Source organism: Pseudomonas sp. WS 5146, from assembly GCF_012985495.1.
Taxonomy (GTDB): domain Bacteria; phylum Pseudomonadota; class Gammaproteobacteria; order Pseudomonadales; family Pseudomonadaceae; genus Aquipseudomonas; species Aquipseudomonas edaphica.
Genome location: NZ_JAAQWL010000003.1, coordinates 1 through 18,963, shown reverse-complemented (window position 1 = coordinate 18,963; position 18,963 = coordinate 1). Strand labels below are relative to the sequence as shown.

The 18,963-nt window shown below is 60.5% G+C and carries 15 protein-coding genes; 7 read left to right on the top strand and 8 right to left on the bottom strand.

The genetic code is table 11. The features are described 5' to 3' along the window. Positions 1-54: 54 nt before the first annotated feature. Positions 55-3,405: a hypothetical protein gene (locus HBO41_RS08955; RefSeq protein WP_169985879.1), complete on the top strand. Its 3,351-nt coding sequence runs from the start codon at positions 55-57 to the stop codon at positions 3,403-3,405. Between the two features lie 475 nt (positions 3,406-3,880). Here HBO41_RS08955 and HBO41_RS08950 read toward each other — a convergent pair whose 3' ends face one another. After that, entirely contained in the window at positions 3,881-4,096 is a 216-nt protein-coding gene (locus HBO41_RS08950) for a molybdopterin-binding protein (protein WP_003173733.1), read from the bottom strand. Positions 4,097-4,414: 318 nt separating this feature from the next. Here HBO41_RS08950 and HBO41_RS08945 point away from each other — a divergent pair, with 318 nt between their 5' ends. The 3 genes from HBO41_RS08945 to HBO41_RS08935 are packed head-to-tail and all read left to right on the top strand — an operon-like array spanning position 4,415 to position 6,931. Further along, the gene (locus HBO41_RS08945; RefSeq protein WP_169985877.1) at positions 4,415-5,380 is read left to right on the top strand and encodes an aliphatic sulfonate ABC transporter substrate-binding protein; all 966 of its coding nucleotides are present in this window, start codon (positions 4,415-4,417) and stop codon (positions 5,378-5,380) included. A 10-nt stretch (positions 5,381-5,390) separates the two neighbouring features. Then, positions 5,391-6,218 (top strand): ABC transporter permease, encoded by an 828-nt coding sequence (locus tag HBO41_RS08940; protein ID WP_169985875.1) that lies wholly within the window; start codon positions 5,391-5,393, stop codon positions 6,216-6,218. After that, positions 6,215-6,931: an ABC transporter ATP-binding protein gene (locus HBO41_RS08935; RefSeq protein ID WP_169985873.1), complete on the top strand. Its 717-nt coding sequence runs from the start codon at positions 6,215-6,217 to the stop codon at positions 6,929-6,931. The genes HBO41_RS08940 and HBO41_RS08935 overlap by 4 nt, the downstream gene beginning before the upstream one ends. Positions 6,932-7,037: 106 nt before the next feature. Here HBO41_RS08935 and HBO41_RS08930 read toward each other — a convergent pair whose 3' ends face one another. Further along, positions 7,038-7,958, bottom strand: a complete 921-nt coding sequence (locus tag HBO41_RS08930) for a FecR domain-containing protein (protein WP_169985871.1) — start codon at positions 7,956-7,958, stop codon at positions 7,038-7,040. Further along, positions 7,955-8,473 carry a sigma-70 family RNA polymerase sigma factor gene (locus HBO41_RS08925; protein ID WP_138453395.1) on the bottom strand — a complete coding sequence of 173 codons (519 nt, stop codon included), beginning with the start codon at positions 8,471-8,473 and terminating at the stop codon, positions 7,955-7,957. Before HBO41_RS08925 ends, HBO41_RS08930 begins: the two co-directional genes overlap by 4 nt. Positions 8,474-8,646: 173 nt before the next feature. Between HBO41_RS08925 and HBO41_RS08920 the strand changes: the two genes are divergently transcribed. Together HBO41_RS08920 and HBO41_RS08915 are read left to right on the top strand one after the other, a co-directional pair. Further along, positions 8,647-9,612, top strand: coding sequence for a threo-3-hydroxy-L-aspartate ammonia-lyase (locus tag HBO41_RS08920; RefSeq protein ID WP_017135457.1), 966 nt, complete (start codon positions 8,647-8,649; stop codon positions 9,610-9,612). Continuing rightward, positions 9,609-9,989 carry a RidA family protein gene (locus HBO41_RS08915; RefSeq protein WP_017135456.1) on the top strand — a complete coding sequence of 127 codons (381 nt, stop codon included), beginning with the start codon at positions 9,609-9,611 and terminating at the stop codon, positions 9,987-9,989. Before HBO41_RS08920 ends, HBO41_RS08915 begins: the two co-directional genes overlap by 4 nt. Here the strand turns inward: HBO41_RS08915 and HBO41_RS08910 are convergent. Beyond that, a complete protein-coding gene (locus tag HBO41_RS08910) occupies positions 9,977-10,603 on the bottom strand; it encodes a transcriptional regulator (RefSeq protein WP_017135455.1) in 627 nt (208 codons plus the stop codon). The two genes, HBO41_RS08915 and HBO41_RS08910, sit on opposite strands and share 13 nt — an antisense overlap. Before the next feature lie 70 nt (positions 10,604-10,673). Between HBO41_RS08910 and HBO41_RS08905 the strand changes: the two genes are divergently transcribed. Beyond that, the gene (locus HBO41_RS08905; RefSeq protein WP_099549893.1) at positions 10,674-11,777 is read left to right on the top strand and encodes a DSD1 family PLP-dependent enzyme; all 1,104 of its coding nucleotides are present in this window, start codon (positions 10,674-10,676) and stop codon (positions 11,775-11,777) included. 545 nt (positions 11,778-12,322) lie between these two features. Here the strand turns inward: HBO41_RS08905 and HBO41_RS08900 are convergent. The 4 genes from HBO41_RS08900 to aldA form a co-directional block, all read right to left on the bottom strand. Further along, a complete protein-coding gene (locus HBO41_RS08900) occupies positions 12,323-13,933 on the bottom strand; it encodes a GMC family oxidoreductase (RefSeq protein WP_099549894.1) in 1,611 nt (536 codons plus the stop codon). A 27-nt stretch (positions 13,934-13,960) separates the two neighbouring features. Continuing rightward, complete coding sequence (locus HBO41_RS08895; RefSeq protein WP_017135452.1) at positions 13,961-15,178, bottom strand: mandelate racemase/muconate lactonizing enzyme family protein; 1,218 nt, start codon at positions 15,176-15,178, stop codon at positions 13,961-13,963. 1 nt (position 15,179) lies between these two features. Further along, the gene (locus tag HBO41_RS08890; protein WP_056860322.1) at positions 15,180-16,487 is read right to left on the bottom strand and encodes a nitrate/nitrite transporter; all 1,308 of its coding nucleotides are present in this window, start codon (positions 16,485-16,487) and stop codon (positions 15,180-15,182) included. Positions 16,488-16,563: 76 nt separating this feature from the next. Next, entirely contained in the window at positions 16,564-17,988 is a 1,425-nt protein-coding gene (gene aldA / locus HBO41_RS08885) for an aldehyde dehydrogenase (RefSeq protein WP_169986414.1), read from the bottom strand. Positions 17,989-18,963: the final 975 nt, after the last annotated feature.

The following is an 18,963-nucleotide window of genomic DNA, read 5'->3' as shown; positions in this document are numbered from 1 at the left end:
GCTGTTACTGTTTTTGCCGACCCGTCCCACCGGCAACAGCAGGAGTTCCATGGCATGTCGACCCAGCCGCTTGATCGCTCGTCCGAGCCCAAAAGCCTTCCGCGCACTCTATCAACATCGGGCGAAGCATTTGCTGTGCTGCTCAAGAACAGCGCCCATAAAAAAGTCGAACCCCATGACAAGTCGCCATCGGGGCTCGATGCGAGCAAAAAAGACGGTTATGAACTCGCGGCCAAAGACGCCACGCCGCCTGCTGCCCTGGCCGACTACAAGGCCATCGGCCCGCCCGATGAAGTGGGTCCTGGGCTGATTCGTTATGAAACCCAGGACGGCAAGAAGATCATCGTCAGCGAGCACGACAGCCCGGAGCTGTTCAAGCAGGTCAGCCAGGACTTCAAGTCGCTCTCTGGCGTGGTCGCCAGCCAGAACGCCGGTTATCAGAGCCTGGGCGCCGAAGGCACTGCGCCGGGTGCATTGGCCGATTACAAAGCCCTCGGCCCGCCCGATGAAACCGGCCCTGGCGTGATCCGCTACGAGACCCAGGACGGCAGCAAGTTCGTGATCAGCCAGCGTGACAACCCCGAGGCTTTCCAAAAGGCCAAGGAAGCTTATGAAAGTTTCTCCGGCCTCTCCAGCAGTGAAGATGCCGGTTACCGTCGCGCCACCGACAACGAAGTATGGCCACCCTACGGCGGCACTGCGGTAGGCCCGGTTGACGAAGTGGGTCCCGGGCTGATCCGCTACGAAAGCAACGGCGAAAAAGTCGTCGTCGCCCGTGAAGACAACCCCAAGTTGTTCGACTACCTGGCGGGCCTTAATACGGTGTACTCCGACCCCGGCAAAAAAGCCGTGATTGAAGGCGAACTGAACAACGGTGCAGCACTGGCCGACGCCAACACGCCCGTGCCCGGGCTCAACGACTACAAGAACTTCAGCTGGAACAACGACCAGAAAGACAGCGTCCTCACCTACGAATTGCAGGACGGCACCAAGGTGGTGGTGTCTGCCGACGTCAGCCCCGAGCTGTTCAAAAGCGTGGCCACGGCCAACGACACCTGGGCCAAGATCCACACCAGTGAAGACGCCGGCTATAAGCTGGCCGGGCCGAATGACTTCCTGAAAAACACCGACATCACCTTCGGCTCTCCCGATGAACTGGGCGACGGCCTGATCCGCTATGAAACCAGCGAAGGCAAGGTCATCGTCTCCAAGGAACTGAGCCCACAGCTCTATGATGACGTGCTGGCCAAATGGGAAGCCTTCAGCGCCAGTTCCATCGACGACACCCGCACCAAGCACAACCTGCCCAAGGCTGATGACCTGGATGTGTTGAACATGGACACCGGCGTGCATTCGGACCCCAAGGACGACAAGTCGCCGACCATGAGCGTCAGTGAGTTGGCCACCACCCAACTGATCGACACCTACCGCGCTGGCGTCAAGGACGGCTCGATTCCCAAGGATGACCCACGGGCCAAGCTGGTGCGCGCCCTGGAAGCCCAGGCCGCGTACCAGAATGGCCATGGCATCACCGGCTATGAAGAAGCCAAACGCCCGTTCAACACCACCTGGCGCGAGTCGGATGACAAGCAAACCGAGCTGAGCGCGGCCGACATGCACGACATCATCGACGGCAAGGCCGTGCAAAAGCAGATCGGCGAGCTGTTCAACGACCCGACCATCCAGGCTGACTACAAGTCGAAAATGGACGACGCGCTCAACAAGTTGCCCAACAAGGATGAGGTCAAGCAGAAGCTGCTCGATCTCACCGCCAACCCCGACTACGTGCTGTACCTCAAAGACCTGCAAAACCAGGGCAAGGCCAGCGACGCACAAAAGGACTTGAGTGACACCCTCACCTCGCTGTCGCTGTTCGACCCCGAAGCCGCCAGCAAGGCCGCGCAAAATATCCAGGCCGACGGCTTGACCACCGACCTTAATGCGATCCTCTCGGACCCGAGCAAAATCTCCGACGACAACAAGGAGCTGGCGACCAAAGACTTGTTCGGCCTGCTCAAGGGCGTGCTCAAGGGCAACCTGCTCGACCTGCCGCGCCGCACCCAGGAAACCCTGGAGAAGTTCCTCAACGAGGGGCTGCAAGGCAAGGAGAAATCGGCCGGTGTCACCAAGGCCCTGGAAGAACTCGGCGAGGTCTACAAGAACAGCGGCACCATCAGCGAAGCCGACGTCAAAAAGGCCCTGAGCAAACCCTATATTGCGGTAGCGGATCGCGGCATGCTCGGTGAGGTGTTCAACACCCTTAACAGCAAAGGCATCCTGGGCTCCCTTGGCGCGGGTGTGACGCTGTTTTCGGCGATTTACCAACTGGTGGGCAAAGGCGGCAAACTCGGCGAAACCCCGGCGCAGCGCATGAGCATCGCCAAGGACTTCCTGAGTTTTGCCGGTGGCTCCAGCCACTTCGTGCGCCTGGGTGACAAGATCGGCGAGACCCTGGGCAAGGGCGGCCTGGTGGACTTCCTGGGCCTGGACAAAACCTTGCCGGAAATCTGGGGCAAGGAAGGCGTGACCGGCAAAATGCTGGATTTTGGCCCCGGCGGCGAGATCGACGCCAAGGTCAGCAAGGAAATCTCCGCGGCGCTGGATGCGGTGCCTGACAGTCAGTACGACGGCATCGGCAAGTTGTTTGGCGAAGGCGATACGGCGGTCAAGCAAGCCACCGATGGCCTGGCCACGCACCTGGACGACGGCCTGGCTGCCGCCGGTGCGGCCAAGTTGGGCGCGTCCAAGTCTGCGAAAATCGCCGGTTCCGTGATCAAGGTGCTCGGCCCGGCCACGGACATCGTCGGAGGGTTTGCCGATATCGTGCTCGGCGCCTTGGCGATCAAGAGCGGCGTCGACAGCAAAGACCCGCTGGCTCAGGCCGCCGGTGGCCTGCAAGTAGCCGGGGGCGCGTTCGGTGCCTCGGCCGGGGTCCTCGGGGCGGCGGCACTGTTTGGCGCAGGCACCGCAGCGGCATTGACCGGGCCGCTGTTTCTGGTCGGCGTGGTGCTGGCGGTGGTGGGCGGGATCATCGGCTACTTTGTCGACCACAACAAAAAGCAGAAGGCCACCAACGCGGAAAACGATTGGTATCGCGGCTTGGCCAACGACGGTCTATTGCAAAACGACTGGGCGGAAAAAGTCGAGTACGCCCACTACGAAATCCACCACTATCACGGCCGCGACACGCCGACCGATGACAGCATCTTTCGCTTCCAGCAATCGGAATGGCAGCACTTTGAGGAGACGCCGAGCAAAGGCGGCTCCTCGAGCAATCGGCTGGATGGGGATTTGCACAAGCACTACGAAGACCCAAACACACCGCCAAAGAACCTGCCCAGCGATGCGCCACCGGACAAACCGCAGCCGCACCCGCCGGGCGGTGGTGGGCCGCACATCAACTGATGCATTGGGCAGGCTCCCACACATCGATGTGGGAGCTGGTTAATGTGGGAGCTGGCTTGCCTGCGATGCAGACACCTCGGTGTGTCAGGTACACAGAGTTGATGGCATCGCAGCGGTGCGACGATTCGACAAGCCAGCTCCCACATTAGTCCGAGTATGGCTTTGCTGTTGCAGTGGCCCTTACATCCTTTTCGATGACGAAGTCAGCGGTCTTTTGATCTGTGCTTTTGATCTTGATCTGAAATCGCCCCCCCCAAATCACTGGCGGATTGCGGGCATGCCGAGCCATAGCGAGGCACCGAGTGTTGGGGCGAAGACTTTTTGGTTACTTTTGACTGGGCCGGCATTCCGGTCCTTGCAAAAGTGACCCGCTGTAAGAGCTGAACCATAGGCAGCCGTTACCGCAACAACGGATATGTACCCCGCCAAAAGCCCCCCATCACAGGCACCCCAGCTCTCACACTTGCGAACACATTTACAGCTTGGCAATCGACACTTCAGTCGACTTCACAAAGGCAATCACTTCACTGCCCACTTTCAATTCCAGGTCACGCACCGAGCGGGTGGTGATCACTGATGTGACGATGCCGGACGCGGTTTGCACATCAATTTCGGACACCACTTCCCCCAGCAGAATTTCCTTGATCACGCCCTTGAACTGGTTGCGCACGTTGATCGCTTTAATGGTCATGTCGGCTTTCCTTTTGGCTGTTGGGTCAATCCGCACGAATGCGCAGGCCCTCAAAATGCGTTATCGGCACCAACATTAAAAGGAATATATAAGTCTTTATTTATACGATAAAGGTATATATGAGGTGTTCGCCTGCCAACAGCCATTCAACACTTTGCCCTCTCCCGCTACAGCCGCATCCATAGAAACCCGCGTAAAGACGCTGCGCACAAGGTGGCACAGAGACTGCATATTCCTTTAAAGCATGATGGAACATGCCATTTCAATTTTCTGAATATAAGAAAAGCCTTCTCTCAACGCCTTGTCTGGAGCTGTTCCATGAAACCCTTTGCTTTATTGAGTGCCTGCGCCCTCGCCCTGTGCCTGCAACCCCAGGCCTTTGCCGCCGAAACCGACCCCGCCCAGGTCAACCTCGATTACGCCTACTATTCGCCCGTGAGCCTGGTGCTCAAGCATTTTGGCTGGCTCGAACAGGCGCTTCCCCACACCAAGGTCGGCTGGGTGCTGAGCCAAGGCAGCAACCGCTCGCTGGAATACCTCAACAGTGGCGGCATCGACTTTGCCTCGTCTGCCAGCTTGTCGGCGGTGTTGAGCCGCGCCAATGGCAGCCCGATCAAATCGGTGTACGTCTACAGTCGTGCTGAATGGACCGCACTGGTGGTGCGCAAAGACTCGCCGCTCAACACCGTCACAGACCTCAAAGGCAAAAAAATCGCCGCCACCAAAGGCACCGACCCGTACCTGTTCACCCTGCGCAGCCTGCAACTGGCGGGGCTGAAAAAGGATGATGTGGAGCTGGTGCATTTGCAACATCCCGACGGCCGCACCGCCTTGGAGAAAGGCGACGTAGACGCCTGGGCCGGCCTTGATCCACACATGGCTGCGAGTGAAATCCAGGCCGGTTCGCGCTTGCTGTATCGCAATAAAGACTTCAACAGCTACGGCGTAATCAGCGTCACCGAGCAATACGCCAAACAGCACCCGCAGACCATCACCAAGGTCCTCGGGGCCTATGAGAAGGCGCGTGATTGGGCCGTGAAGCACCCGGATGAATTCGCTAAATTGCTCGCAGACGAAGCCGGCTTGCCGCTGGAAGTGGCCAAGCTGCAATTGTCGCGCACCGACTTGAGCAACCCGCTGCTGAGCGCCAGGGACGTGGCGTCATCCAAGGCCGCCGCGCCGATCCTGGTGTCCGAGGAATTAGTCCGTCGTGGCGTGGATGTCGACCCCGTGATCGATCAGTTGATCGACACTTCGTTTGGCCAAACCCTGCCCAAGCCTTAAGGGAGGCGTGATGACCGATAAAAGCCAATCACTGCCGCTACCGGCACCCGTGGTGATCAACCGAAGCGCCTGGCCAAAACGGCTCAAGGGCCTGGTGCTGCCGGTACTGATCCTGCTGGTACTGGAGGGCGTGGTACGCATCGGCTGGCTGCCGTCCTACCAGATGCCGGCCCCCAGCGACATCGCAGTGACCCTCACCGACCTGGCCGAAGGCGCGTTGTGGAAACACATCAGCGCCAGCCTGCTGCGGGTACTGGCGGGGTTTGCCATCGGTGCCAGCCTGGCCCTGGTGTTTTCCGCCTGGGTGGGGTTGAGCCGTGAAGCCGAAGCGTATCTGGAACCGACCTTCGCCGGGCTGCGCTCGATTCCGAGCCTGGCCTGGGTGCCGCTGTTGCTGCTGTGGCTGGGTATCGATGAAACCTCCAAGGTCGTGCTGATCGCGATTGGCGCGTTCTTTCCGGTGTACCTCAGCGGTGTCGCGGCGATTCGCAATATTGACCGCAAGCTGGTGGAAGTCGGGCAAATGTACGGTTTCAGCCGAGCACGCCTGGTGCGCCGGATTCTGCTGCCCGCCGCCCTGCCCGGCCTGTTCACGGGGCTGCGCAGCGGCTTGAGCCTGGCGTGGATGTTCTTGGTGGCGGCCGAACTGATCGCGGCCACCAAGGGTCTCGGTTACTTGCTCAGCGATGGTCGGGAAACCTCACGGCCAGACATCGTGCTGGCCGCCATTACCGTGTTGGCACTGCTGGGCAAGCTCAGCGATGGCCTGCTCGCAGCCTTGGAGAAACGCTGCCTGGCCTGGCGCGACACCTTCACAGGCGAAGGCGCGGAGCAATGAGTATGCAAGCGTTATTGGAGCTTCGCGTGGCGCGCAAAAGCTTTGCCGGCATTACGGTGCTGAACAACGTGCAGTTGGCGCTGCAACCGCGCGAAACCGTCAGCCTGCTCGGGCCCAGCGGTTGTGGCAAAAGCACGTTGTTGCGCATCGTCGCCGGCCTGGAGACCGACTTCCAGGGCGAACTGCGCAGCCCCGAAGGCGAAGTTGCCTTTGTGTTCCAGGAACCACGGCTGATGCCCTGGCTGACGGTGGAACAGAACATCGGTTTGCGCGATGACAACCACTATGACAAGGCCTGGGTTACCCAGTTGATCGCAGAAGTCGGCCTCACCGGCTTCGCCCAGGCGCTGCCCAAAGCCTTGTCCGGCGGAATGGCGCAACGCGTGGCCATTGCACGCGGGCTGTATTCACGCCCGCAGGTGTTATTGCTCGATGAGCCGTTCAGCGCAGTGGATGCCTTTACCCGCATGAAACTGCAGGACTTGCTGCTGCAACTGGCCGAGCACCATGGGATTGCCTTGCTGCTGGTGACCCACGATGTCGACGAGGCGCTGTACTTGAGTGACCGGGTGCTGGTGATGGACAACCGGCCGAGCAGTATTCGCCGGGAACTGGCAGTCGACCTGCCACACCCAAGGGACCGGCGTGACCCGGCGCTGGCGCAGCTCAAGGCACAGTCTTTGACCGAATTGCAGCGCGCGCATGTGATTTAGGTCCCTGGAAATGGATTAACTTCCTGTGGCAAGCAGGACTGTTATGCCAAGCCCACCTGTTGTGGCGAGCCTCTGCCACTAGGAGCCTGATGGCCAGCGTGAAGCGTCAAGCCAGGGTTCGGCTGAGTGTCACCCAATACCGCGTGCGCGCTCGCACCTCAAACCCCAGGGTCTGGGCCAGCAGTGTGAGGATGCGGTCGGTGTCATCCAGGCGAAAGCTGCCGGTGACCCGCAGCGTTTCCAGGCTCGGGTCCCAGCGCAACACGCCAGGGCGGTAACGTTCCAGCTCACGCAGGAAATCCCCAAAGGGTTGGTTCTGTGCGGTCAATACACCGTCACGCCAGCCCAGTTGCTGCACATCAAACGCCGCCCTGGCACTTAGCCCGCGAGGCTTTAACGAGGCTTGCTGACCGCTGTCCAACGTCGTCAATTGCCCGGCCAGATCACGCACCTGCACCGCGCCCTTGAACACCGACACGCGGCAGCCGGACGCCAATTGCCGTACGCACACTTCAGCCTGGCTCACCTCTACCTGGCCGTAGCGCGTGTGCACACTGATCGCTGCCGCGACCGGCACCGTCAGCGCCAACTCGCCGTCCACCAGCGTGATGCGCCGCTGTGCCAGGTCAACATCCACCGCCGTCGCCGTGTTGAGTTGCAAGCTGCTGCCATCGGCCAACGGCAGGCGTTTGCGCTCGCCGGTGGCGGTGTGCAAATCAGCCCGCCATGCCTCGATGGGCAACTGACGGCTGATCAGCCAGGCGGTCGGCACCAGCGCCGCTACGCCCAAGGCCCGCTTGAGCAACGCACGTCGCCCCGGTTGCGGGCGGTCGAGGCTGGCCATCGCCACGGCCTGGGGCAAGTCACGCAAGCGCTGGCGCAGCGATTGGGCTTTCTGCCAGGTCTGTTCGTGCTGAGGGTGGCTGTCGCGCCAAGCCTGCAAATTGGCGTGGTCACGCTCGGTGGCCGCTTCGGACTCCAACAACGCCAACCACTGCGCCGCAGCACGCGCAACCTCGTGACTCATAGGGCCACCAACAGGCAATGTTCATAGGCCTGGGCCATGTAGCGCTTGACCGTGCGCTCAGAGACGTCGAGCCGCTCGGCAATTTCGCGATAACCCAGGCCTTCCAACTGGCTCCACAGAAACGCGCGCCGCACCACCCGCGGCAAACCGTCGAGCAACTCATCCAGAGCGTGCAAGGTCTCCAGCACCAGCCAGCGTTGCTCGGGCGACGGCACGCAGGTTTCGGGCAAATTCGCCAGCGCCTTCAGATAGGCTTGCTCAAGGCTGCGGCGCTGATGAAAGTTGGCCAGCAAACGCTTGCCGACCGTCACCAGATACGCCCGTGGCTCCTGCATCTGCGCAATCGGCTGGGCACTGGCCAGCACCCGCACAAAGGTGTCCTGGCTCAGGTCCGCCGCATCCCAGGCATTGCCCAGGCGCCGCCGCAACCAGCTTTCGAGCCAGCTGCGATGGTCGCGGTACAAACGCGACAGGGTCATTTCGCCAGTGTGGGTCGGGGCAACAGCATCAGTCATGAAAAGCAACCTGCGCAGCGCGAGTGAGTCTCAAATGAGATTCATTCTATTTAATATCGCTGCTGATCACCACGCTCTTTTCAACATTGCGTTTATGCACTGGGTGACAAGCCGGTCTTTACTATTTGTCTTGATATGGATATTTTATCCAACTCCGCCCACGAGGTACGCCCATGCAATTGCCTGACTATTCAGATGTCGTCGCCGCCGCCCAACGCCTGCAAGGCTTTGCCCATCAAACGCCGGTGTTTACCTCACGCACCCTCGACGCTGAAACCGGTGCCCAGGTATTCATCAAGTGTGAAAACCTGCAACGCGCTGGCTCGTTCAAGTTTCGCGGTGCGTTTAATGCCCTGTCGCAGTTTGACGCACACCAGCGCAAGGCCGGGGTGGTGGCGTTCTCTTCCGGCAACCATGCCCAGGGTATTGCGCTGGCCGCCCAATTGCTCGGCATGCCGGCGACCATCGTGATGCCCACCGACGCGCCGGCCGCCAAAGTGGCCGCGACCCGGGAATATGGCGCCAGCGTGGTGCTGTATGACCGCTTCACCGAAGACCGTGAGCAGATAGGCCGCACCCTGGCAGTTGAGCACGGCATGACATTGATCCCACCGTATGACCATCCACACATCCTCGCCGGCCAAGGCACGGCCGCCAAGGAACTGTTGGAATTCACCGGCCCTCTGGACGCCCTGTTCGTCGGCCTGGGCGGTGGCGGCATGCTCTCGGGCACCGCGTTGTCGACCCGTGCGCTGGCACCCGATTGCCAACTGTTTGGCGTTGAGCCCGAAGCAGGCAATGACGGCCAGCGTTCATTCCAGACCGGCAGCATCGTGCACATCGACACCCCGGCGACCATCGCCGACGGTGCGCAAACCCAACACCTGGGCAACTACACCTTCCCGATCATCCGCGACAAGGTGACCGACATCCTCACCGTCTCCGACGCGCAATTGGTGGCCTCGATGAAGTTCTTTATGCAACGCATGAAAATGGTGGTCGAACCCACCGGCTGCCTGGGCCTGGCGGCGTTGCGCCAGCTGGGCGAGCGGTTCAAGGGCCAGCGCGTGGGCATTATCGTCACTGGTGGCAATGTCGACATCGCGCGCTACGCCGCGTTGCTCAGCGAGGCGTCATGAACATCATCCACACCGAGGCCGCCTCGGCGCCCGCCGGGCATTACTCCCAGGCCGTCAGCCACGGCGACACGCTGTATATCTCCGGGCAATTACCGGTGAGCCCGCAGGGGCGCCACAACCTTGAAGCATCGTTTGCCGAACAGGCCCAGTTGGCGCTGGCTAACCTGCTGGCCATCTTGAAAGCCGCCGGCGGCTCGCCCCAGGATCTGGTGAAGGTCACGGTGTATGTGGCCGGGGTTCAGCATTGGCCGCAATTCGACCGTATTTACGCCGCCGCGCTGGGCGAGCACCGCCCTGCCCGCGCGGTGGTGCCGGTGCCCGAGTTGCACCACGGTTATCTGGTGGAGATTGAAGCTGTGGCGCGCTACTTGGCGTAGGTGTAGACCGCCGCCCGTGAAACGCCCAGGTGCGCGGCCACGGTCTCCATGGCCCGGCGAATGTCCATGCAGCCCGAGTCCTTGAGCTCTTGCAGCAACAGCCGTCGATCCGCCGCCTTGAGCGCGCGCGGGGTGGTGGCCAGGCGTGCGGCGAACTGGTCGATGCGGGTGCGAATCACATCGGCGCCGGACGGCTCCAGGGATTCAATAAGGGTGTCGCCAGTGACCGAGCCAAATTGCTCAAGCATGCCCTGCAGGCCACGAAACAATGAGAGATCGACGTTCATGCACAAGGCCGCGACGTACTTGCCACTGGTGTCCTTGATGCCGATCGAGGTGCTTTTGACCTGGCGCCCATCGCTGAATTGGTTGCGGTAGTTGGCAATGATCTGCGGGTAGTCGGGGTCGGCAATCCGCGCCAGGCCCAACTCGGTGGTCGGGTCGCCCGGCGAGCGCCCGGAGAGGTTGTTATGGATCGCCAGGATCGCCTGCTGCGGGTCGCGCAAATCGTGCAGCACGACCTCACAGAACGGGCTGAAGGTTTTGCTCAAGCCTTCGGCAATCTGTTCGAGCTGGCTGATCAGGGTGGTTTCTTCGGGAGAGGTCTTTTTCATGCAAGACAACATATCCAGTCCTGGACAGGCCGTCAATTTGGACGCTGTCCGCCCTTGTGGAGCGTTAACCATGGACACCCCAGCAGCATTGCTAGACAGCGTGAAAATGCAGCGCAACATCCAGCGCATGCAACAGCGTGCCGACAGCCTGGGTGTGCATTTGCGCCCCCATGTCAAAACCCACAAGTGCGCCGAAGTGGTGGCCGCGCAGATAGCGGCCGGTGCCCGTGGCATCACCGTATCGACGCTCAAGGAAGCCGAATATTTCTTTGAGCTGGGCATCCAGGACATCCTCTACGCCGTCGCCATGGCCCCGCACAAACTGCCCCAGGCCCTGGCGCTGCGCCGCCGGGGTTGCGCGCTGACGCTGATCACCGACAGCCTCGCCGGCGCCCGGGCCATCGTCGATTTCGGCGGCGAGCAGGGTGAAACCTTTGCCGTGATGATCGAGATTGATTGCGACGGCCACCGTTCCGGGGTCAAGCCGCAGGACGCGTTATTGCTCGACATCGCCCGACTGCTCGGTGACAGCCTCGTCGGCGTATTGACCCACGCAGGGGAAAGCTACGGCCTGGATACGCCTGAAGCGTTGCAGGCCATCGCCGAACAGGAACGCGCACGCTGCGTTGAAGCGGCGCAACGTATCCGTACCGCCGGGATGGCCTGCGATCAGGTCAGTGTCGGCTCCACGCCTACCGCGTTGTCGGCCGTAAGCCTTGAAGGCGTGACCGAACTGCGCGCGGGTGTGTATGCGTTTTTTGACCTGGTGATGCACAACATCGGCGTATGCCGCACCGAGGAACTGGCCTTGAGCGTGCTGACCACAGTGATCGGCCATCAAGCGGAAAAAGGCTGGATCATCACCGATGCCGGCTGGATGGCCATGAGCCGGGATCGCGGCACGCAAGCGCAAAAACGCGACTTTGGTTATGGCCAGGTGTGCAATGAGCACGGGGAGTTGATCGACGGCTTGCTGTTGAGCAGCGCCAACCAGGAACATGGCGTGGCGCGGTTCGAAGCGGGCGGCGTGGATGTGGTGACGCAATTTCCGCTCGGTACGCGCCTGCGTATTCTGCCCAATCATGCCTGCGCCACGGGGGCGCAGTTCGGCAACTATAACGCCGTGTTGCACAACGGTGAAGTGCAACGCTGGGAACGCTTGCGCGGCTGGTAGTCGACCTTTCAAGGGCTGCTATAGCCCCTGTGGGAGCTGGCTGTATTTCAAATCAAGCTCGACGCGGCTGTCACAGACCCTGTAGGAGCTGGCTGTATTTCAATTCAAACTCTGCGAGGCTGCCACAGACCCTGTGGGAGCTGGCTTGCCTGCGATGGCGGTCTCCCAGTAGCAAATGGGCCAACTGACCCGACGCTATCGCAGGCAAGCCAGCTCCCACAATTCTGGCTGTATTTCAAATCAAGCTCGACGCGGCTGTCACAGACCCTGTAGGAGCTGGCTGTATTTCAATTCAAACTCTGCGAGGCTGCCACAGACACTGTGGGAGCTGGCTTGCCTGCGATGGCGGTCTCCCAGTAGCAAATGGGCCAACTGACCCGACGCTATCGCAGGCAAGCCAACTCCCACAATTCTGGCTGTATTTCAAATCAAGCTCGACGCGGCTGCCACAGACCTTGTGGGAGCTGGCTTGCCTGCGATGGCGGTCTTCCAGTAATAAATGGGCCAGCTGACCTTCGCTATCGCAGGCAAGCCAGCTCCCACATTCAGGCATCCTCAAGTATGAGGTCGGCGCCCTTCTCCGCCACCATCAATACCGCTGCATGGGTGTTACCCGAGGTCACATTCGGGAAAATCGACGCGTCCACAATGCGCAAGCCGTGCAACCCGTGCACCTTCAAGCGCTTGTCCACCACCGACACCTGCGGGTCCGAGCCCATCGCACAGGAGCCGCACAGGTGGTAGATCGAGCCGCTGTTTTCGCGGAAGTATTGCAGCATCTGCTCGTCGCTCTGCACGGCCGCGCCGGGCAACACCTCGGCCACCGTGATGCCTTTGAGCGCAGGTGCCTGCATGATCTTGCGCATCAAGCGGCTGCCCTGGATGACTTCGTCAATGTCCTTTTGCGTACTCAGATAGTTCGGATCGATCAACGCCGCATCCCGCGGGTTGTTCGAGGCGATGCGGATGGTGCCACGACTGGTCGGCCGGCACGGGTTGAAGCACAGCAGGAAACCGGAATACGGCTCGGGCTTGAGGCTGGCCTTGTTGTTTTTCGGAATCTGGTACGACAGCGGGTTAAAGTACAACTGCAGGTTCGGGTCCGCCTGCTGGTCGTTGCCGCGAAAGAAACCACCGGCCTGGTTGACGCTCATCGCCAACGCGCCCTTGCGAGTGAACAGGTATTTCAGGCCCAGTTTCAGCTGGCCGAACAAAGAGCTGAGTTCGTCATTGAGGGTGGGAATATTGGCCTTGTAGTAGTAGCTGGCGCACAAGTGGTCCTGCAGGTTTTCACCTACGGCCGGCAGGTGCTTGACCAGTGGGATGCCGTGTTCAGCCAGCAGTTGCTGATCGGCCACGCCGGACAGTTGCAGGATCTTCGGCGTGTCGACGGCACCCGCGCAAAGGATCACTTCCTTGCGTGCCTTAAAGGTGCGCACCACGCCCTTTTGGGACACGCGAATCCCGCTGGCGCGTTGCTGGTCATCAAACAGCACACGATCAACCAGTGCATGCAACTCCACGGTCAGGTTCGTGCGACTGAGCGCCGGATGCAAATGCGCAAAGCTGCTTGAGCAGCGCTCGCCATTGCGGGTGTTGACGTCATACAAGCCCGCGCCTTCGAAATGGGGGCCATTGAAGTCATCACTGAGGCCGTAGCCGAGCTGTTCGCAGCCCTTGAGGAACACGTCACAAATCGGGTGGGTCTGGCCCTTCATCGGTGTGATGCTGATGGGGCCGCTGCCGCCGTGGTACTCGGTGTCGCCCAGCGGGTGATTTTCCAGTTTGCGGAAGTACGGCAGTACATCCTTGAAACCCCAACCGTCGTTACCGTTGGCCGCCCAGTCATTGAAGTCATGGGCCTGACCGCGCACGTAGATCATGGCGTTGATCGAACCCGAACCGCCCTGCACCTTGCCGCGCGGCGCATAGATTTCCCGGCCAGCCAAGTGTTTTTGCGGCTGGCTGTAGTACATCCAGTTAAAGGTCGGGTTGTAATACATCTTGGCGAATCCGACCGGGATCTTGAACCACCAGGAACTGTCTTTGCCACCGGCTTCCAGCAGCAACACCGAGTATTCGCCCGAAGCGGAAAGCCGGTTGGCCAGAACGCAGCCGGCAGCACCCGCGCCGGCGATGATGTAGTCATATGTCATTCACGGTTACCGCGTAAGTCGTTTTTATCAGCCCTTGGCGGGCGAAGTGTCTTTGACGTCAGCTGGCGTCGGCGCCATCTGCAGGTGCAAACGCTCGCCGGTGTACGGCGTGTGTTTGCGCACCACGTCCATGTTCAGCTCCACGCCCAGGCCCGGTTCGGTGGACGGGATGATGTAGCCGTCCTCCCATTGCAGCGGCTTGGTCAGCACTTCGGCGTGGAAACCGCCCCAGGTCATGATGCTTTCCTGGATCAGGAAGTTCGGCGTGCACGTGGCCAGCTGGAAACTCGCCGCCGCGCCGATCGGCCCGTTGTACAAGTGCGGCGCGATTTGCGCGTAATAGGCTTCTGCCATGCTGGCGATCTTCTTCGCCTCCAGCAGCCCGCCGCAACGCGCCACGTTCATTTGCAGGATCGACGCGCCGCCGGCCTGCAGCAGTTTGAAAAACTCGTACTTGGTGGTCAGGCGCTCGCCGGTGGCAATCGGGATGCTGGTCTTGGCCGCGACCTGGGCCATCGCGTCTTCCTGGCCAGGCGGCACCGGTTCTTCGAACCACAGCGGGTCGTATTTCTCCAGACGCTTGGCCAGGCGGATCGCCGATGACGGCACCATCTGCCCATGGGTGCCGAACAACAGGTCGCACTTGTCGCCCACCGCCTCGCGGATCTTGCGGCAGAAAGTCTCGCAACGCTCCAGCACTTCCAGCGAAATCTGGTGGCCGGAGTACGCGGTGTACGGGCCGGCCGGGTCGAACTTCACGGCAGTGAAGCCTTTGTTCATATTCTCGATGGCGCACTCGGCGGCCAGGTCCGGGTCGTCGTAGTCGTACTCGCCCTTGCTGTTGACCGGGTACAGGTAGGTGTAGGAACGCAGGCGCTCGTTGACCTTGCCACCCAGCAGCTCATAGACCGGCTTGTTGGCGGCTTTGCCGATGATGTCCCAGCACGCCATTTCCAGGCCGCTGACCACGCCCATCATGGTCAGGTCCGGGCGCTGGGTGAAACCGCTCGAATAAGCCTGGCGGAAAAACCGCTCGATGTGGTGCGGGTCGTGGTTGAGCAGGTAGCGCTCGAACACATCCTCGATGATCGGCAGCATGGCCTTGGGACCAAAGGTGGCGGCGTAAATCTCACCGACACCTTCAATGCCGCAGTCGGTCTTGAGTTTGACGAACAGCCAATACATGCCACCGATATGCGGTGGTGGGACGGCAACGATATGGGTTTCAAGGGCGACGATTTTCATCTCAGGCACCTGTCTGGTTGAATTTTTTACGGTTGATTCGAGCGCGCAGCGTCAGGGCCGCAAGCGTCCCGAGCACGCCGATAAAGGCGATGTAGCCGAAATACAGGTTGTAACCGGCCTTGCCTGGGTAGGTATCGGTCAGGTAGCCATTGATCAGCGGGATAAAGGTGTCGGGCAGGTAACCCACCACCGAGACGATGCCGATGGCCAGGCCGGTGATTCGCAGCGGAATGTCGCAGCTGTCGAGAATCGCCCAGTACAGACCGCGAATCGCATAGGTCATCAGGCCGATAAAGATCACCGTGCCGATCAGCAGGCCGAGGCTGTTGAGCGCCGGGAACACGATCAGCCCGACCATCGCCAGGGTCACCAGCACCAGCGCGACGATCAGCACCGAGATGTTCGAGAACTTGTCGCCCAGCCAGCCGCCGCCGATGCCGCCGATGGGGCGCATCCACAGTTTGATGGTGGTGATGGTGCCGGCCATCACCGCAGTCATGCCGCTGCCTTGCAAGTAGTCGGAGAAGCTGTAGGTAGCCCAGAACATGTGATAACCGCAGAACACAATGGCGGTCACCAGCCACAGCTCGGGGATTTTCACCAGGGTGGTCAGGTCGGCGATCAGGTTGAACTTGCCCTTCTCTACCGCTGGCGTCTCGGCCAGAGACTTGGGATCTTTGAGCAGTACCAGCCCGCAGCCAATGGCTATACAGATAAACGAGTACAGGTACACCACGTGCTTGAAGCCTTGGGCCGCCGACTGGCTTTGAGTTTCGGTGGCATAGGCAAACAGGCCCAGGGCCACGGTCGCCAGCAAGGCTTCCACCAGCCCGCGACCGCCATCGAGAATGCCGAAGAACCGCCCCTGCTCACTCTGATGAGCAATCATCTTCACGCGCTTGAGCACCGAGGCCCAGAACGTCAGGCCAGTGGTCAGGCCCCAGCAACCGAAAATGATCATCAGGCCGGTCATTGACGGCACGCTGGCGTACCACAGGCCCAGTGCGCCGGTGGCGACCAGCGAGAAGAAGATCAAAAAGCGTGGCGGCAAACGGTCGGCCAGCCATCCGCTGGGCAGGTAGCTAAGCAAAAAGATCGTGCCGAGCATGGAGTACAGGTAGCCCAGTTGACTGTGGTTGATCTGGAACACGTCGAGCATGGTGGTCTGGTAGACCTGGCGCAGGTAGAGGATCGGGTAGATCGCGCCGGCGGCGAGTACCAGCAACAGCAATTGGAAATAACGGCTGGCAGTGTCGTTTGCCGCGGGCACGGCAACGGAAACCTGGGCAACGGGTGCAGGCTTGGACATCATGTGGACCTCAGGCACCCGCTGCGCGGGCGCCCTGATAATTGTTTTTATTAAAGGTGCAACAGGTGCGCGTGGATCAGTACTTCATGACCACCAGGCGGGTCTGGGTAAACTCAAGCATCCCGTGCTTACCGTCATCGCCGCCCAGCCCTGAGCGTTTCCAGCCGGCGTGGAAACCCTGATACGGGTCTGCCGGCGTGCGATTGACGTACAACTCTCCGGCTTCGATGGCATTCGCCACTTTCATTGCCGTGCGGTAGTTCTCGGTGTAGAGCACCGATGACAGGCCGAACTGATGGTCGTTGGCCATGGCCAGCGCTTCGTCGATGTCGCGGTACTTGAGCACCGGCAACACCGGGCCGAAGATTTCTTCCTGAATGATTTCCATGTCCTGGCGGCAACCGCTGAGCAAGGTCGGCGGATAGAAATGGCCCGGCCCGGCTGGCAGCACACCACCTGTTTCCAGTACAGCACCGGCAGCGACGGCGCGCTCGACCATGGCGTGGATATTCTTTTGCGAGCTGGCGTTGACCAACGGGCCCATCAGGCTTTCGTCCGTGGAACGGTCACCGAACTTCACCGCGCTGATCTTGGCTTTCAGCAAAGCGAGGAATGGCTCATAAATACTTTCGTGCACATACACGCGTTCCACCGCCGTACACAGCTGACCGCAGTGGGTGATCTTGGACGCAACGATAGCGCTGGCGGCTGTTTCCAGGTCGGCATCCGGTTCGATGATTGCCGGGGTCTTGCCGCCCAATTCCAGGGATGGTTTGGCGATATTGGCCTTGCAGTAATCCAGCACGATACGCCCGGCGTTCACGCTGCCGGTGAGGGTGATCAGGCCGACGGCCTTGTGCGTGCAGACGCTGGCGGCGGTGGCGTGGTTCATGGTCAGGATGTTGATCACACCGGCTGGAATACCGGCTGTCACCACTGCCTTGGCAATTTCAAACGCCGACAGTGGCGTGTTGTTGCTGGGCCGCACCACCACGGTATTACCCGCGATCAGCGCCGGGGCGATCTTGCGCAACAGCGTGTAGACCGGGTAGTTGAACGGGATCAGACAGGCCACCACACCAATCGGCTCGCGGTGCAGGAACAGGTTTTCGTCCGAGGTATCGCTGGGGATGATTTCGCCTTCGATGCGGCGCGCCCATTCGGCGTGGTAACGGGTAATTTGCGCGGCGTAGCGGGCTTCGTTGCTGGCGTCAGTGACGCTCTTGCCGGACTCGCTGGCCAAAGCCGTACCGATGGCTTCGGCGTGGCTGTCCAGGGCATCAGCGAAGGCACGCAGGTGCTCGGCGCGTTCGATGCTGGTGAGCGTGCCCCAGGTTTTCTGGGCGCGGGCGGCGGCGTCGACGGCGGCGATGGCCTCACCGGCGGTGGCGGCGCTGACATGGCCGACCAGGGATTCATTGGCAGGGTTGTAGACCGCGATCAGGGCGTCGCTGGCGGGTTCGACGAACTGACCGTTATAGAAATTGCGCTCGAATTGCATGTGGTTTGCCCAACGTTGTTGTTTTGCGAGTGACATGCAGTTTTGTCGTTGTTAGGGGGGCGGGCAAACGACTTATTGGATGGGGTAACGTGCGAAAAATGAAGGTTTGTGTGTCTGTAGCGGGAATATATCTCCTGAGTGGTTGAAGCAAAAGCACAGCCAAAGCGGCCATGATCAGGCAAGCTGCACACGGTCAACTGTGGGAGCTGGCTTGCCTGCGATAGCGGTTTGTCGGTGTACATATCCATTTCTGCGGTAACGGCTTCTATTGGTTCCGCTCTTACAGCGGGTCACTTTTGGCAAACGCCCCAAAAGTAACCAAAAGGTCTGTGCCCCACCACTCGGCACCTCGCTTAGGCTCGGTGTGCCCTCACTCCGGCTTGAATCCGTGGGCCGCCGCGATGGGCCATCCTTGGCCCAGCGCGGCTAACCCGGCGTCCTGCCGGGTTACCCACGGATTCAAGCCTGCGTTCGGCCATCGTGGTTAACGGGGCGTCTCAGATCAAGATCAAGATCTACAGCACGGCGGCCTGAAAGCCGACCTGAGTGGTTGAAGCAAGAGCCAGATCAAGTGCAAGGCAAAAGCCTATCTGAATACACTGAAGAACTGCTTTTCTGTGGGAGCTGGCTTGCCTGCGATGCAGACACCTGGGTACATCAGGCACACCGAGTTGATGCCATCGCAGGCAAGCCAGCTCCCACCTTTGACAGAGTATGGCTCTGCTGTTGCTGTTGCTGTTGCTGTTGCTGTTGCTGTTGCAGTTGCTCCGGCCCTTACATCCTTTTCGATGACGAAGTCAGCGGTCTTTTGATCTGCGCTTTTGATCTTGATCTGAAATCGCCCCGTCAAACACGATGGCCGGAATCTGACAGGGATTTGGGGGGTAAACCGGCAGGGATGCCGGTTTAGCCGCGCTGGGCCAAGGATGGCCCATCGCGGCGGCCCCCCAAATCACTGGCGGATTGCGGGCATGC